Here is an 11,901-nt window from a genome sequence, read left to right as displayed (position 1 = left end):
ATATGATCAATAAAATTAGTGATGAAAAATCTTGCTTTGAAGTTGGTAAAAATGGTGTAGGCACTATTACCGAGTGGAGAGTAAATGTTGATGTAGTAGACATTTTTAGAGTAGCTGATGTTAATGGTCATCTACTAGCTTTTAAAGGATTTATTAATAAGAATTACAAAATTGAACGTGAAAAAGTAGTTAAAAAACAACTAAGCATATTTGATATTTAGTCATGCTATTAATTTTAGAAGGTGATATAGATGGTGAAAAAGTTAAATGGAAAAGGAAGTCTGGCAATGTTGTTTGAAATTTACAGATATTTAAATAACAAGAAAAGAACACCTAGTGAGAATGTTATCTACAAGATGATTAATGATCAATATAAAACTACATTTGAAACAAGTCCAACTTATTTTTATCGACTATACGAAGAGAAAGCCAAAGTGAATATATCTACTTTCACTGGAAGAGCGAAAAGAGGTTGGTCATTGGATAAAGCTTTAACTACAGAAAGGTTAAGTTATGGTGCAACGCCAATGAATTCAGTAGAAAAAATGAATGAAACTGAAAAAGATATCATTCGATTTATTGAAAATAAACTACCGCTCAATCCAAGACAATTAAAGTATATCGAAAGTAATCCAGCGTTTGCACAAAGAATGAAGAAAGAAGGTATATGCTAATGAAATTCAAAGCAGGCGATAGAGTGCATGTGACGAGGTTAGATGGTATAAAAGCAGATTTTTACGCAACTCTATCTGGTTTTGATTCATACTATGAAACAGCAGAATTAGTTAATTGTACTAATAGAACACTTGAAGGTGAAGATGTGTATTTGCCACATGATGAGGACTTCGGTCCAAATAAAGATGACTACTACACCCTAGCGACAGACGAAGAAGATACAGAGGAACCAGTTATTCAGCGTATTAACGAAATGTATAACGATGTGCCAACTCATTATAAAGCTGATATAGACGTGATTGAGTTTTGTAGACAACATTTCACTGACGAAGAATTTAAAGGCGCTATGAAGTTCAACCTTATCAAATATCCGACACGTTTAGGACGTAAAGATGACATGGTTAAAGAATTAGATAAAATTATTGATTACGCACAACGATATAAAGAGGTGTTGGAGAATGAGCTTACTCAACAAATACGATCTATACAATTCAGAAGGCAAAAAGATGTTTACAGTGATACCTGGTGAGATTAAAAATACTTTACTAGGTATGCCGCACACAGCGTTTGTGAATCAAGAACATAAGCTAACTGATAGTCAGTTGAATCAGTTTAAAGCAGCACATGATTTGAAGTTAGAAGAAGAATTAGGACTACAACTTGATATATGGGATGTGATTTAATGCCAACGATAAAAATAAAGAAAGAAATGAATTTACCACAGTTAATTGAGTGGGGATTTAAAAATAATATAAAAAACGCTGTTTATAATTCTAAGAATGGACTTTCAGTAAACTTCTCATTTGATGGAAAAGCAGTTATTGGCTATGCCTTTAGCGAAGAAGATACTTTCACAGTAGAGATTGAAGAACCTATCACAGAAGATGCAGAAATAAAGGGGTTGGTTGAATTTGGTAACGATGGTTATGGTCCACATTTCTTTCAGTGTAGTGGCTCATCAATAAATGAACAAAAAGATATTGATTCAGAAGCTTTCTACATCATGAACGAAGATAAAACAATAACTCTTATCTGGACTAAAGAGAAAGGGCTGGTGGAGTAGATGCCGACAATAAAATACACGAGAGAAGATATAACTAAGTTAGAGAATGAACGAGATCAATACAAAGCAGAACGTGATGAACTAAGCAATAAGCTAGATAAAGAATGTAATGATAATTATAAGTTAGAGGGTCAATTACACGACATGACCAAACAACGTGACACTCTTATCAAAGATGTGGAGAAGTTAAGGGAAGAAAAGGCAGCAATAGAAATGTATTTGGATGCAGTTAAGGTATATTACCCGATGTACGAAGAATTGAACAAGAAATATAACAGACTCACTGAACACATCAGACTAAAAGCGAATAATAATCCAGGCAACAGTAGATATATTGCGTTAGTACATTTCATAGATGATTTGGAGGCTGGAACAGATGATTGAAGAAATAGAAGTTTTAGTTAAGGGGCGTTTATTTACTTTTAAAAATAAAGATTTTTCGCAAGAAGATTTAGAAATAATGTGGGATTGTTTAAAAACAAAAATAAGGTCTGATTTATTTTTATCTTTTACACCAAAAGAAGATTTAATAATAAAAGCATCATCAATTGATTTTGTAAACAAAGTTATGCTGGAGGCTGATACTCATGATTAGAGAAATATTTCAAGATATTACCGATACATTTGACATGAACCAATGGACAGTATTGTGGATGGATGATAAAGGAAAGTCACACGGTAAAAGGTTTTATTACAAACATCATGCTAGAGATTTCTATAAAAGCTTACCTTATATGAATAAAAGAATGGAAAGAGTGTGAGTGACTATGGCGTATGAGTATGAGGAATGGATAAGTATTACAATCGATGAAAAATTAGCGTGGAGAGGGTTTGACCCAGATGAAGAAACTAGAGCAAGGGATGAACTCAAAGAAGTCTACGCTAAAGCAAAAGCATTTAACGAGATAGTGGAAGTTTTCAAAGATTACCCTTTAAAAACTGATTCAGATGTCATGGACTTTATTCAAGCAAAATTAGACGATATGGAGGACAAATAAATGAACAACTTAATCAAACAAGTAGAACAATGGTCAATTGATAAAGGACTAGATAAAGGTAACAGTTTTACACAATACGCTAAATCTTCAGAAGAAATGGGAGAAGTTGCAGCTGCACTTTGTAGGAATGATATAGACGAACTTAGAGACGGTATAGGGGACGTTATTGTCACATTAATTATATTAGCCCAACAAAACGGTATGACGTTATATGAGTGCTTAGAACAAGCGTATGGAGAGATTAAAGATAGAACAGGAGTTATGAGTAAAGATGGATCGTTCATCAAAACCGAAGATTTATAAGGATAAGGGTGGCGAAAGTCACCAAGACATCCTAGAACGCATTAAGCAAATACTTAATAAGGAGGATACACAATGAAACTATTAATTACATTATTACTAAGCACACTAGCATTATTCATATACGTCAAGCGTTCGTATAAGTACGCTAGCGTGAATGACACAGTTGAACCACCGATAGATTACGAATCAGATAAGTATAAAGAGAATGAAGTATGGTTTAGTGGAGTTGGTAGACATTGATATTTGGAATAATACTACTCGCAGTAATAGTCATTGCACTAATAATAAATGCAGTTAAGGAGTGATAAATATGGCATCAGTACAAGAACAAATGAATAACATCAAAAGTAAAGATGAATTGATTAAATGGTTGATCAATGAATATTTCACTTTATCACGCAAAGTATATGGTAAAAAATACGACGAAGTTTTATTTAGTGAAATTGATTCAATAAGGGATAAATTTGATGTACTAAAGGAAGTCGAAAAGTAGGGGTTATAGTATAATTAAAAATAAAAAAGGGGTTCTAAAATGTTAAGTAAAAATGCCGAAATTATCTTGAAACACTTGTATGAAAAGGAAATGAAGTTTGAAGATTCATCTGATAAAAAGAACGAAACAGCAATGGTATCAATGGACGAAATAAAAGATTTATTTCCAAATAGTTCAGATATTCATGTAAACCAAACACTGACATATTTGTTGTCCGAGAAATATATATTCAATCGTCTAATAAATTATCCTTACAAAATCTATGACAAAGATTTTTCGCTAAATAAATTTGTAATTGGTGATAAAGGAATATCTTACTTGAAAAATAAAAAATATAGATTAGGTGCTGTAATATTACCTTTAGTTTTCTCAGCGATAGGTATTATTATTTCAATAATTGCTTTATTGAATTAGAGATAAGGAGTGATCAATTGAATAGAAAACAAGCTAATCGAGGTAAGTGGTTTGAAACAGTAATAGGCAATATTAATCGCGTTTACAAACAAAAGAATATAGCAATAATCGATAAAGTAGCAACGCCTATAAGTTATAACACAAGGACAGGTAAAGCACGCTATCAAGAAAAGAGTACCGTTGATTTTGTAGGATGTAACAACAAAGGTAAGTACATAGCCTTTGATACGAAAGAAGTTAAAATTAAGAATTTACCCTTGAAAAATGTGAGTGATCATCAAGTTAAGTATTTGACTGATACTAAACGAATGGGTGCTGAAGCTTTTCTATTAGTACTATTTAGATTTAATGATACATGTTTCAAGTTAGACATTGACCAGTTTAACGATTTTAAGAAACAACATGAACGTAAAAGTATTCCGTACGAATGGTTTGAAGGAAATGCTGAATTAGTTAGGAGTGGTAATGGCGTAATTTTTGACTATTTAACCGATGTTGACCACATCGAAAACTAAACCAATCGGAGGAATTGAACACATGACTTATTCGACTAAACATCTATACAAAGTAGAATCAAAAGAGAAAGCTTTGGAGTTAATCCATAATTATTATAACAACGCTAATACTTTAATTTTATATGCAAAAGAATATGAAGATGTAATTGGTGGTGCTAATACTTCTAAATATGGTATAGAAGCAAGTTTGCCAAAAGGTAATATAACGGATACAACACCATTTTTATATGAGGTTGATCGCAGGATAAAAAGAAATAATCTAATGGTTAAGTTAGAAAGGAAATTATATCCCGTGCAAATGGCAAAACAGTTTATAAGTGATGAAACAGAAGAACTTGTACTTGAAATGAGAATGGACGGGAAGTCACTTAAGAAGATATATGAGACTACTGGAATCAGCAAGAAACAACAGTATAAAATCTATAACAAAATAGCCGAGGATATCATGAAACATTCTTGAGTTACCAAAGTTACCAAAATTACCGCCTTTGTCACTCGTTACGATAGTTGATTACAATAGGAGGTTTACCCTAAAATGGAAGGCAGGACGGCTAGGCAAATTCAAATCAATCAAACTGATAAGTTTGTACGTCGCCCTACACCTAGCCTAACGGCTATTTTCCATACCCTTTCTATAACCCTAATATTAATGTGAATCCACCTAGCAAATGTTAGGTGGATTTTGTATAATTAGATTGTAAAAAATTAAAATAAGAGGATAGTGAAGCACAGATGGATTGGATTATTAGCGTATTTGATTGGTTAAATAATCTTTTTAAATTACCAATAATACAAAGTATTTTAGGTTCAGGTATAGTTGCAATGATTTTCTCAATTGTAATAAAACATAATCTGATGAAAAATATAGAAGTATTAAAATTTAATAACTCAAAGGATTTACAAGCAGAAGCATTTTATAAAGAAGTTGCTGGTAAAGAAATGTCGGAACTGCTAATTTGGTGGTCTAAAACGGTATTAGAAAAAGATTTCGTATCTAGTAAATCAGATGATGAAATTCAACAGAAACTTCAACAAACCTTTATTTATGGAGGAGAAAGAACTGTAAAGTTAATAACTGCGTACCAGCAACATAATTACATTCCACCTGAAAAAAGGAATGAAGATTTCAATTATAAAAGTATGGCATACATTTCTATGATTGGGAGTTCTGTAAAGAAAGATTATACAAACCAAGTTTCAGATCCATTGAGTCTATTAGAATTTAAATTGAGTGACTTCAAGGGTAGTAAGGGGAAATTCAAAAAAATTGTAAATGATATTGAAAGAGAAATTTAACACTCACTTATGTGGGTGTTTTTTATTTGGAGTTGAACATATGAGAGTAATGGTAATCGCCGACGGAACTTTAAAAGGCATTAGAAAAGTGAATAATGATTGTCATTTGATAGCAATGATTAAGAGATTAAAGAATGATGCTAACGTAAGCAAAGTGTTAATTGATTATAATCCAGTTGATAAAGGTGATAAAGATTACGATATAGAAGTAGAGTTGATGACATGAAGAAATTCAAATATGTGATTAACTCTATTTTTTATATTCAAGCACATATGCATTTAGTGATTATGAAAGTGTTTAAAGTTAAGGAATTAAAATAAATGAACCTATTAGGATAAGAAGGTGATACATTGATATGGCTAGAGTAAATGCTAAAGATTGGATAACTGAAGAAGGATTAACGAAGATACAAGGTTGGGCTAGAGACGGTTTAACTGATGAACAGATAGCACATAACATAGGGTGTAGTCGTTCTACATTGTATGTATGGATTAAGAAGTACACGGACATTTCAGACGCCTTAAAAAGAGGAAAAGAGGTTATTGATAGGCAAGTAGAAAATGCACTGTTAAAAAGAGCGTTAGGTTATGAAACAGTTGAGACAACAAAAGAAAGAGTATTTGATGAATTGACTGGTGAATACGCAATGCTTGAAACAAAAGAAGTTAAGAAACAAGTTGCTCCTGATGTTACTGCTCAGATATTCTGGTTGAAAAATAGAAAACCTTCTGAATGGCGTGATAAACGTGACGTTGAACATAGTGGAGAAATGACGACAAATGTTAATAACATGAACAATCTTAGTGAAGACGAATTACGTAAACTTGCTAAGTTAGATGGTGATTGATTTGAAATTAACAGACGAACAAAAGAAACTTATTGCCATTCAAGCAAAGAACGAATTATCAAGTCGTTACTTTAGAGACTATATCGTCACTGTACATCATGGGGCTTATAAACATTACAGACATACAGAATTGATTTGTGAAGCACTACAACCGATTGCAGAAGGACAACAGAAATATATATTGATTGAGTTACCACCTCGACATGGTAAATCAATGACGGTGACTGAAACGTTCCCGTCTTTTTTTATTGGCAAAAATCCAGATAAAAGAGTTATCAGTTCAGCTTATTCTGATAACCTCGCTAGAAAGTTTGGTCGATTAAACAGGAATAAGTTAAAAGAATTTGGTAAACAGATATTCAACTTAGATATATCAGATGAAAAGAGCGCATCTAATAACTGGGGAATAGCTGGTAAACGTGGTGGAATGATTGCCACTGGTATTGGTGGCTCAATCACTGGTGAAGGTGCAGACTTATTAATCGTTGATGATCCAATTAAAAATAATGAAGAAGCACAATCAAATACAATACGAGAGAAGATATGGAGTGAGTGGGAATCAACATTGACTACTCGTCTTCATAAAGGTGCATCAGTAATTGTGGTAATGACACGTTGGCATGAAGATGATTTAATAGGTCGTTTGCTTGAAAGGTCGCCCTATAATTGGCAACGTATAAGATTACCTGCTATTGCAGAAGATGATGACGATTTACTCGGTCGTGAATATGGTGAAGCTTTATCACCAGACTTGGGATATGACGAAGAGTGGGCAGAATTAAAGAAACAAGAAGTTGGTTCAAAGACATGGGCATCACTTTATCAACAAAGACCAGCACCAAGTGAAGGAAACATATTTAATCGTTCATGGTGGCAATTCTATGATAAGTTACCTTATCGATTTGATGAAATGGTTATCTCATGGGACTTAACATTTAAAGATGCCGAAACAAGTGACTACGTGGTGGGTCAAGTTTGGGGAAGAGTTAAGGCTGATAAATATTTAATAGATCAAGTTAGAGACAAGATGGACTTTCCTTCAACATTGACTGCTGTTAAAACGTTAGCACGTAAATATCCAAAAGCTAAAGCAATATTGATTGAGGATAAAGCAAACGGTCCAGCTGTTATTTCAACATTAAAAAGAGAAGTATCAGGCATTATTCCAGTTAATCCAGATGGTGGAAAGATTGTAAGAGCGCAAGCAGTTACACCTATGATTGAATCAGGGAATGTATTCTTACCAAGTAACAAACCATTCACTCATGATTTGATAGAAGAATGTGCAAGCTTTCCAAATGGTAAACATGATGATGCTGTCGATAGTATGACACAAGCATTAAATCGTATTGGTAATACAAAACAAGCATTCGTTTCGAATGTGAATATGTGGTAAGGAGGTAGACAATGGCAGAGTTAAAATCATTCACGCAAGAAGAAATAACAGAAACACACGGTGATATGTTTTTATATAGAGATTTATATGACGGTCGTCATTCGAAGTTGTTCGATAGAGCAAAAGCATTAATTGAACAAGGTGAAATCATTGACCGTATTGAATATGGCGATGTTAAAGCACAGAACGTTCAAACGCCATACATTGTAGTGAACATATCTAAAATGATTGTAGATATACCGACACTGTTTATTACAAGGTCAATGGGTAAACTTCAAACGAACTATCCAATCAATGAGATAGAAGATGATGAAGACTTCAACACAGAAGATAATCATATTGAGGGAACACAAGATGATTCGTTAAACGGAGAACTGTTCGACTTACAACAAGAAACATTAGACCAAATAGAAGTAAATTCAAACTTCAACAAACATCACGGTATGAATATAAAGCAATGGCAAATAGACGGTGGCATTGTGGCAGTACCTGAAGTGATTAACGGACAAGTAAAGTTATCGTTTAAAGAACGTAATGTGTATTACGAACTAGAAGACGGTAAGACATATCAACTTCGCTATATCGTAGAACGTGGCGATGACAAGTATGTTCATGTTCACGAAGAAGTCGAAGGAGAAGACGAATTAACAGGAAGTCATACAGTTTATCATATGGACGACAACGGAGACTTACAAATAGTTGATGATGAAGAAATCATATTCGATATAACTAAACTTGAAAAAGACCAACGAGATTATGTTTTAAAAGGTCGTAAGCGAACGTTATTTGTTTACCTACCTTACAGTCCAACGTTCATGAATAGATACGGTAGAAGTGTTCTAATGGGACAAGAAGGTAAGCAAGATGAAGTAAACTGGACAATGACTCGTACAGCACAAATCTTCGAGCGTAATGGCAAACCTAGAATATCAGTTTCAAAAGAAGTAATGGATCGATTAATAGATGTATCTATGCAACGATATGGTGTTGAAGATAAGTTTGATCATCGTGATTTAGAAGTTACAACAATTGATGAATTTGGCAAGTCATTGGAAATACATCAAATCGATATTTCAAAGATTGGTGACATTACCTATGTAAAAGACGTTATCAAGATGATGTTAATGGAAACACAAACGAGTGAGAAAGCAATTGATTTCTTTACTTCGGAAGGCGCTCAAGCACAATCTGGTACAGCAAAGTTTTATGACTTATTCTTATCGATTATGAAAGCTGAACAAATGCGAGATGAATATATTGAGTTCATTCAACAAGGCGTTGAAAATTGTCTGTGGTTACTTAACTTAGATAACAAAGATATCATCATTGAGAAACCAATCGTTGTTCAAAAAGATATGATGCCAGTTACTTCAAAAGAAACTTCAACATTAAACAATCAAAGTTATGCAGCTGGAACACAATCACTTGAACAAACAGTTCGTAACAACAATCCAGATAAGTCAGAAGAATGGATTATGGAAGAAGTAGAAAAAATTGAAGCTGAACGAACGTCACAAGATAGCATGTCATTGTTAAGAGGTAACATGACAGGTTTAAGCTTCAACGACAACAAAGAAGACGAGGAAGAAACTAATCCAGTTGATGAAGAAGTAAAAGAAATGGAGTAGGTGATTAAATGAAGATTGAACAAATAAAGCCTACAGTTGAGTTTTTACAAAATGAAATACTAAAGTTAATTCAAGAAGTTGATTTATTAAGCGCTAGAGATAAACAGATTATGTTTAGAAACATTGAAAACTTAATTCAACAATTTGGTACAGATGTTTTTGAGTTTATTGAACCCGAACTTGCGAAGGTGTATGAATCGGAATTGAACATAGCAACTAAAGAATTAAGTAAGCAAGGTATACCGATATCAAACGAACTCAATTCACAAGTTCATAAAAGTGCGTTAGCAACAATCACAAGTGATACAATGCTAGATTTACAAGCAGCACTTAGACAAGCATACTTCACAACAGTTTCAACAATTAATCAAACATTATTAGAAGTTCAATCAGACATTTCAAGAGGTATCTTATACGGTCAAAATCGTAGGAAGATAGTTCAACGGGTGTCTGATTCTTTTGTTAAAGGTGGTATGAAATCATTTAGAACAATAGATAATAAACTATTACCTTTAGACTTCTACACAGAAACAGTAGTGAGAACGAAAATAAGCACTGCTAGAACGCATGCTCATGTTAACCATTACTTAGAGACTAGTAATGACTTAGTGTATGTTACAGGCAATTTAAATACATGTAGTGAATGTGCTAAATATCAAGACAGAGTATTTTCAATAAGTGGTAAAGATACGAGATTCCCACAATTAGATGTTCGTGATGTTATTCCAGTTCATCCTAACTGTAAGTGTATGGTTAGACCTTTTGTTGCTGACTTCAAAACAGAAAGTGAAATTAATAAATACATTGCTAAAGGTAAAGACTTTAATCCTAATCTTGACCCTCGAACTAAAAAACAAAGAGAAAGTTACGAACATGATCAACAACTAAAACGTAAAGCAAGACAAGAAATGAAAACATACAACAGTATTAAAGCGATATTAGGTGATGATGCTCCTAAGACATTAGGTGCTTATCGCAGAATGAAACGGGCTAATAGTACTGGTTATGTAAAGATGAAACAGAAGTTAAGAGTTGCTAGACAAGAAATGAAATAGGAAGTTTATTTAAACCGACAGTCGTGAGATTGCCGGTTATTTTTGTGCGTTTATCTAATCATAAGGAAGTGATCTAAACGTATCTCATGGCAGTGGTATTCTGCTTGACCTGTTCGTAAGTCACTAAAAGACGATGTCGCAGGTACAAGCGTTATTGTACTAATCCAATCGGTGTCGGACATCGTTATCAAAACGTAAGGAGAGAATAAATATGAATAGAGAAACACTTAAAGCTTTACAATTATCCGATGAACAAATTGAAAAAGTAATGGCAGAAAACGGTAAGGATATTCAAGACATCAAATCGCAATTAAGTGAGAAAGATACAGAAATCAAATCTTTAGAATCAGAAAAAGAAACATTATCTAAACAGATTACAGCACTTGAAAAGAAAGCAAATGATTATGACAAGCTTGAGGACACTAATAAAGAACTTCAAGAACAAATCAAAGACTATAAAGTTCAAGTAGCATCTAACGAATTGGATAAGAAAATCTTAAAAGAAGTATCTAAAGATGCGTATGATCCAGACGATGTATTTTTATTTATTGATAAAGACAAGTTTAATCGTGATGAAGAAAGTGGAGACATCACAAACTTTAATGAGGTCATGAATGAATTACGTGAGAATAAAGCCTACTTATTCAATCAAACTAACACTTCAAATGATGAAGGTGGTTCAGAGGAAGAAGTTACGCCACCACCAAACAACAATTATAAGTCTGGTGGACAAAGTGGCAATGGCAAGCAAAAGGTTGACTATTCAAAACGTGGTAGAGACTTAGCAAATGAATTATTTGGAAAACAAAAGGAGGAATAAAGAATGAGTTTAAAACCAAAGAAAGTTCAATTCGAAAATGAACAACCAGAATTTTTAAGAGATGCTAAAAATCTTGAGTGGACTGTTGGAAACATCACTTTAGATTCATCTAAATTAACAGAAGGTCAAGTTATCAAAGGTGGAACAGCAGTATTTAAAAATACTGAATCAGATTTATTTGAGTTAGTACAAGCTTCAACACCTGAGACAATGACTGCACCAGTGTTAACAGGACATGCAGTTAAAATTGATGATGTTCAAGTTAATGAACAAGTATCAGCGTTACGTAAAGCATCTGTTTATGAAGAATTATTAACAGGCGTAACAAACAATTTCAAAAAAGCTACTCAAGGACGCATTACATTCGACGTGTAATACGTCCTATTTAATTGCAAAT

General features: G+C 33.2%; 23 protein-coding genes. All 23 read left to right on the top strand.

Annotation, left to right across the window (positions count from 1 at the left end; genetic code table 11):
• The first annotated feature begins 2 nt into the window (after positions 1–2).
• The 23 genes from LQ682_RS00470 (at position 3) to LQ682_RS00360 (ending at position 11,879) form a co-directional block, all read left to right on the top strand.
• On the top strand, positions 3–221 hold the full coding sequence (locus tag LQ682_RS00470) for a hypothetical protein (RefSeq protein WP_239723689.1): 219 nt from the start codon (positions 3–5) through the stop codon (positions 219–221).
• Between the two features lie 30 nt (positions 222–251).
• Positions 252–674 (top strand): hypothetical protein, encoded by a 423-nt coding sequence (locus tag LQ682_RS00465; RefSeq protein ID WP_239723688.1) that lies wholly within the window; start codon positions 252–254, stop codon positions 672–674.
• Complete coding sequence (locus LQ682_RS00460; protein WP_239723687.1) at positions 674–1,204, top strand: DUF3310 domain-containing protein; 531 nt, start codon at positions 674–676, stop codon at positions 1,202–1,204. The genes LQ682_RS00465 and LQ682_RS00460 overlap by 1 nt, the downstream gene beginning before the upstream one ends.
• Positions 1,182–1,358, top strand: a complete 177-nt coding sequence (locus LQ682_RS00455) for a DUF3269 family protein (RefSeq protein WP_239723686.1) — start codon at positions 1,182–1,184, stop codon at positions 1,356–1,358. The genes LQ682_RS00460 and LQ682_RS00455 overlap by 23 nt, the downstream gene beginning before the upstream one ends.
• Entirely contained in the window at positions 1,358–1,738 is a 381-nt protein-coding gene (locus LQ682_RS00450) for a hypothetical protein (protein WP_239723685.1), read from the top strand. Before LQ682_RS00455 ends, LQ682_RS00450 begins: the two co-directional genes overlap by 1 nt.
• The gene (locus tag LQ682_RS00445) at positions 1,739–2,122 is read left to right on the top strand and encodes a hypothetical protein (protein WP_239723684.1); all 384 of its coding nucleotides are present in this window, start codon (positions 1,739–1,741) and stop codon (positions 2,120–2,122) included.
• On the top strand, positions 2,115–2,333 hold the full coding sequence (locus LQ682_RS00440) for a hypothetical protein (protein WP_239723683.1): 219 nt from the start codon (positions 2,115–2,117) through the stop codon (positions 2,331–2,333). Before LQ682_RS00445 ends, LQ682_RS00440 begins: the two co-directional genes overlap by 8 nt.
• Positions 2,326–2,499: a hypothetical protein gene (locus tag LQ682_RS00435; RefSeq protein ID WP_167739937.1), complete on the top strand. Its 174-nt coding sequence runs from the start codon at positions 2,326–2,328 to the stop codon at positions 2,497–2,499. The genes LQ682_RS00440 and LQ682_RS00435 overlap by 8 nt, the downstream gene beginning before the upstream one ends.
• Before the next feature lie 6 nt (positions 2,500–2,505).
• Positions 2,506–2,736 (top strand): hypothetical protein, encoded by a 231-nt coding sequence (locus tag LQ682_RS00430; RefSeq protein WP_239723682.1) that lies wholly within the window; start codon positions 2,506–2,508, stop codon positions 2,734–2,736.
• Entirely contained in the window at positions 2,737–3,039 is a 303-nt protein-coding gene (locus LQ682_RS00425; RefSeq protein ID WP_239723681.1) for a MazG-like family protein, read from the top strand.
• A gap of 72 nt (positions 3,040–3,111) precedes the next feature.
• A complete protein-coding gene (locus LQ682_RS00420; RefSeq protein WP_239723680.1) occupies positions 3,112–3,279 on the top strand; it encodes a hypothetical protein in 168 nt (55 codons plus the stop codon).
• A 70-nt stretch (positions 3,280–3,349) separates the two neighbouring features.
• On the top strand, positions 3,350–3,532 hold the full coding sequence (locus LQ682_RS00415; protein WP_239723679.1) for a hypothetical protein: 183 nt from the start codon (positions 3,350–3,352) through the stop codon (positions 3,530–3,532).
• 39 nt (positions 3,533–3,571) lie between these two features.
• On the top strand, positions 3,572–3,946 hold the full coding sequence (locus LQ682_RS00410) for a hypothetical protein (protein ID WP_239723678.1): 375 nt from the start codon (positions 3,572–3,574) through the stop codon (positions 3,944–3,946).
• Between the two features lie 17 nt (positions 3,947–3,963).
• Positions 3,964–4,461, top strand: a complete 498-nt coding sequence (locus LQ682_RS00405; RefSeq protein ID WP_239723677.1) for a Holliday junction resolvase RecU — start codon at positions 3,964–3,966, stop codon at positions 4,459–4,461.
• Positions 4,462–4,483: 22 nt separating this feature from the next.
• Positions 4,484–4,921: a hypothetical protein gene (locus LQ682_RS00400; protein WP_239723676.1), complete on the top strand. Its 438-nt coding sequence runs from the start codon at positions 4,484–4,486 to the stop codon at positions 4,919–4,921.
• 272 nt (positions 4,922–5,193) lie between these two features.
• Positions 5,194–5,757: a hypothetical protein gene (locus LQ682_RS00395; protein ID WP_239723675.1), complete on the top strand. Its 564-nt coding sequence runs from the start codon at positions 5,194–5,196 to the stop codon at positions 5,755–5,757.
• A gap of 40 nt (positions 5,758–5,797) precedes the next feature.
• Positions 5,798–5,983, top strand: a complete 186-nt coding sequence (locus tag LQ682_RS00390; RefSeq protein WP_239723674.1) for a hypothetical protein — start codon at positions 5,798–5,800, stop codon at positions 5,981–5,983.
• A gap of 130 nt (positions 5,984–6,113) precedes the next feature.
• Complete coding sequence (locus LQ682_RS00385) at positions 6,114–6,605, top strand: helix-turn-helix domain-containing protein (protein WP_239723673.1); 492 nt, start codon at positions 6,114–6,116, stop codon at positions 6,603–6,605.
• A 1-nt stretch (position 6,606) separates the two neighbouring features.
• Positions 6,607–8,001 carry a phage terminase large subunit gene (gene terL, locus LQ682_RS00380; RefSeq protein WP_239723672.1) on the top strand — a complete coding sequence of 465 codons (1,395 nt, stop codon included), beginning with the start codon at positions 6,607–6,609 and terminating at the stop codon, positions 7,999–8,001.
• 11 nt (positions 8,002–8,012) lie between these two features.
• Positions 8,013–9,629, top strand: a complete 1,617-nt coding sequence (locus LQ682_RS00375; RefSeq protein WP_239723671.1) for a hypothetical protein — start codon at positions 8,013–8,015, stop codon at positions 9,627–9,629.
• 8 nt (positions 9,630–9,637) lie between these two features.
• Entirely contained in the window at positions 9,638–10,684 is a 1,047-nt protein-coding gene (locus LQ682_RS00370; RefSeq protein ID WP_239723670.1) for a phage minor capsid protein, read from the top strand.
• A 211-nt stretch (positions 10,685–10,895) separates the two neighbouring features.
• Complete coding sequence (locus tag LQ682_RS00365; protein WP_239723669.1) at positions 10,896–11,504, top strand: phage scaffolding protein; 609 nt, start codon at positions 10,896–10,898, stop codon at positions 11,502–11,504.
• A gap of 3 nt (positions 11,505–11,507) precedes the next feature.
• Positions 11,508–11,879: a hypothetical protein gene (locus LQ682_RS00360; protein ID WP_065381301.1), complete on the top strand. Its 372-nt coding sequence runs from the start codon at positions 11,508–11,510 to the stop codon at positions 11,877–11,879.
• The last annotated feature ends 22 nt before the right edge of the window (positions 11,880–11,901 follow it).

It is taken from the genome of Mammaliicoccus sp. A-M4 (genome assembly GCF_022386955.1).
GTDB lineage: Bacteria > Bacillota > Bacilli > Staphylococcales > Staphylococcaceae > Mammaliicoccus > Mammaliicoccus lentus.
This window is presented reverse-complemented; position numbering and strand designations above follow the sequence as displayed.

What these genes read in the sequence shown, in the direction of transcription:
- LQ682_RS00470 (WP_239723689.1), top strand. Translation starts at nt 3, where the DNA reads ATGATCAATAAAATTAGTGATGAAAAATCTTGCTTTGAAGTTGGTAAA.
- LQ682_RS00465 (WP_239723688.1), top strand. Translation starts at nt 252, where the DNA reads ATGGTGAAAAAGTTAAATGGAAAAGGAAGTCTGGCAATGTTGTTTGAA.
- LQ682_RS00460 (WP_239723687.1), top strand. Translation starts at nt 674, where the DNA reads ATGAAATTCAAAGCAGGCGATAGAGTGCATGTGACGAGGTTAGATGGT.
- LQ682_RS00455 (WP_239723686.1), top strand. Translation starts at nt 1,182, where the DNA reads ATGTTTACAGTGATACCTGGTGAGATTAAAAATACTTTACTAGGTATG.
- LQ682_RS00450 (WP_239723685.1), top strand. Translation starts at nt 1,358, where the DNA reads ATGCCAACGATAAAAATAAAGAAAGAAATGAATTTACCACAGTTAATT.
- LQ682_RS00445 (WP_239723684.1), top strand. Translation starts at nt 1,739, where the DNA reads ATGCCGACAATAAAATACACGAGAGAAGATATAACTAAGTTAGAGAAT.
- LQ682_RS00440 (WP_239723683.1), top strand. Translation starts at nt 2,115, where the DNA reads ATGATTGAAGAAATAGAAGTTTTAGTTAAGGGGCGTTTATTTACTTTT.
- LQ682_RS00435 (WP_167739937.1), top strand. Translation starts at nt 2,326, where the DNA reads ATGATTAGAGAAATATTTCAAGATATTACCGATACATTTGACATGAAC.
- LQ682_RS00430 (WP_239723682.1), top strand. Translation starts at nt 2,506, where the DNA reads ATGGCGTATGAGTATGAGGAATGGATAAGTATTACAATCGATGAAAAA.
- LQ682_RS00425 (WP_239723681.1), top strand. Translation starts at nt 2,737, where the DNA reads ATGAACAACTTAATCAAACAAGTAGAACAATGGTCAATTGATAAAGGA.
- LQ682_RS00420 (WP_239723680.1), top strand. Translation starts at nt 3,112, where the DNA reads ATGAAACTATTAATTACATTATTACTAAGCACACTAGCATTATTCATA.
- LQ682_RS00415 (WP_239723679.1), top strand. Translation starts at nt 3,350, where the DNA reads ATGGCATCAGTACAAGAACAAATGAATAACATCAAAAGTAAAGATGAA.
- LQ682_RS00410 (WP_239723678.1), top strand. Translation starts at nt 3,572, where the DNA reads ATGTTAAGTAAAAATGCCGAAATTATCTTGAAACACTTGTATGAAAAG.
- LQ682_RS00400 (WP_239723676.1), top strand. Translation starts at nt 4,484, where the DNA reads ATGACTTATTCGACTAAACATCTATACAAAGTAGAATCAAAAGAGAAA.
- LQ682_RS00395 (WP_239723675.1), top strand. Translation starts at nt 5,194, where the DNA reads ATGGATTGGATTATTAGCGTATTTGATTGGTTAAATAATCTTTTTAAA.
- LQ682_RS00390 (WP_239723674.1), top strand. Translation starts at nt 5,798, where the DNA reads ATGAGAGTAATGGTAATCGCCGACGGAACTTTAAAAGGCATTAGAAAA.
- LQ682_RS00385 (WP_239723673.1), top strand. Translation starts at nt 6,114, where the DNA reads ATGGCTAGAGTAAATGCTAAAGATTGGATAACTGAAGAAGGATTAACG.
- LQ682_RS00375 (WP_239723671.1), top strand. Translation starts at nt 8,013, where the DNA reads ATGGCAGAGTTAAAATCATTCACGCAAGAAGAAATAACAGAAACACAC.
- LQ682_RS00370 (WP_239723670.1), top strand. Translation starts at nt 9,638, where the DNA reads ATGAAGATTGAACAAATAAAGCCTACAGTTGAGTTTTTACAAAATGAA.
- LQ682_RS00365 (WP_239723669.1), top strand. Translation starts at nt 10,896, where the DNA reads ATGAATAGAGAAACACTTAAAGCTTTACAATTATCCGATGAACAAATT.
- LQ682_RS00360 (WP_065381301.1), top strand. Translation starts at nt 11,508, where the DNA reads ATGAGTTTAAAACCAAAGAAAGTTCAATTCGAAAATGAACAACCAGAA.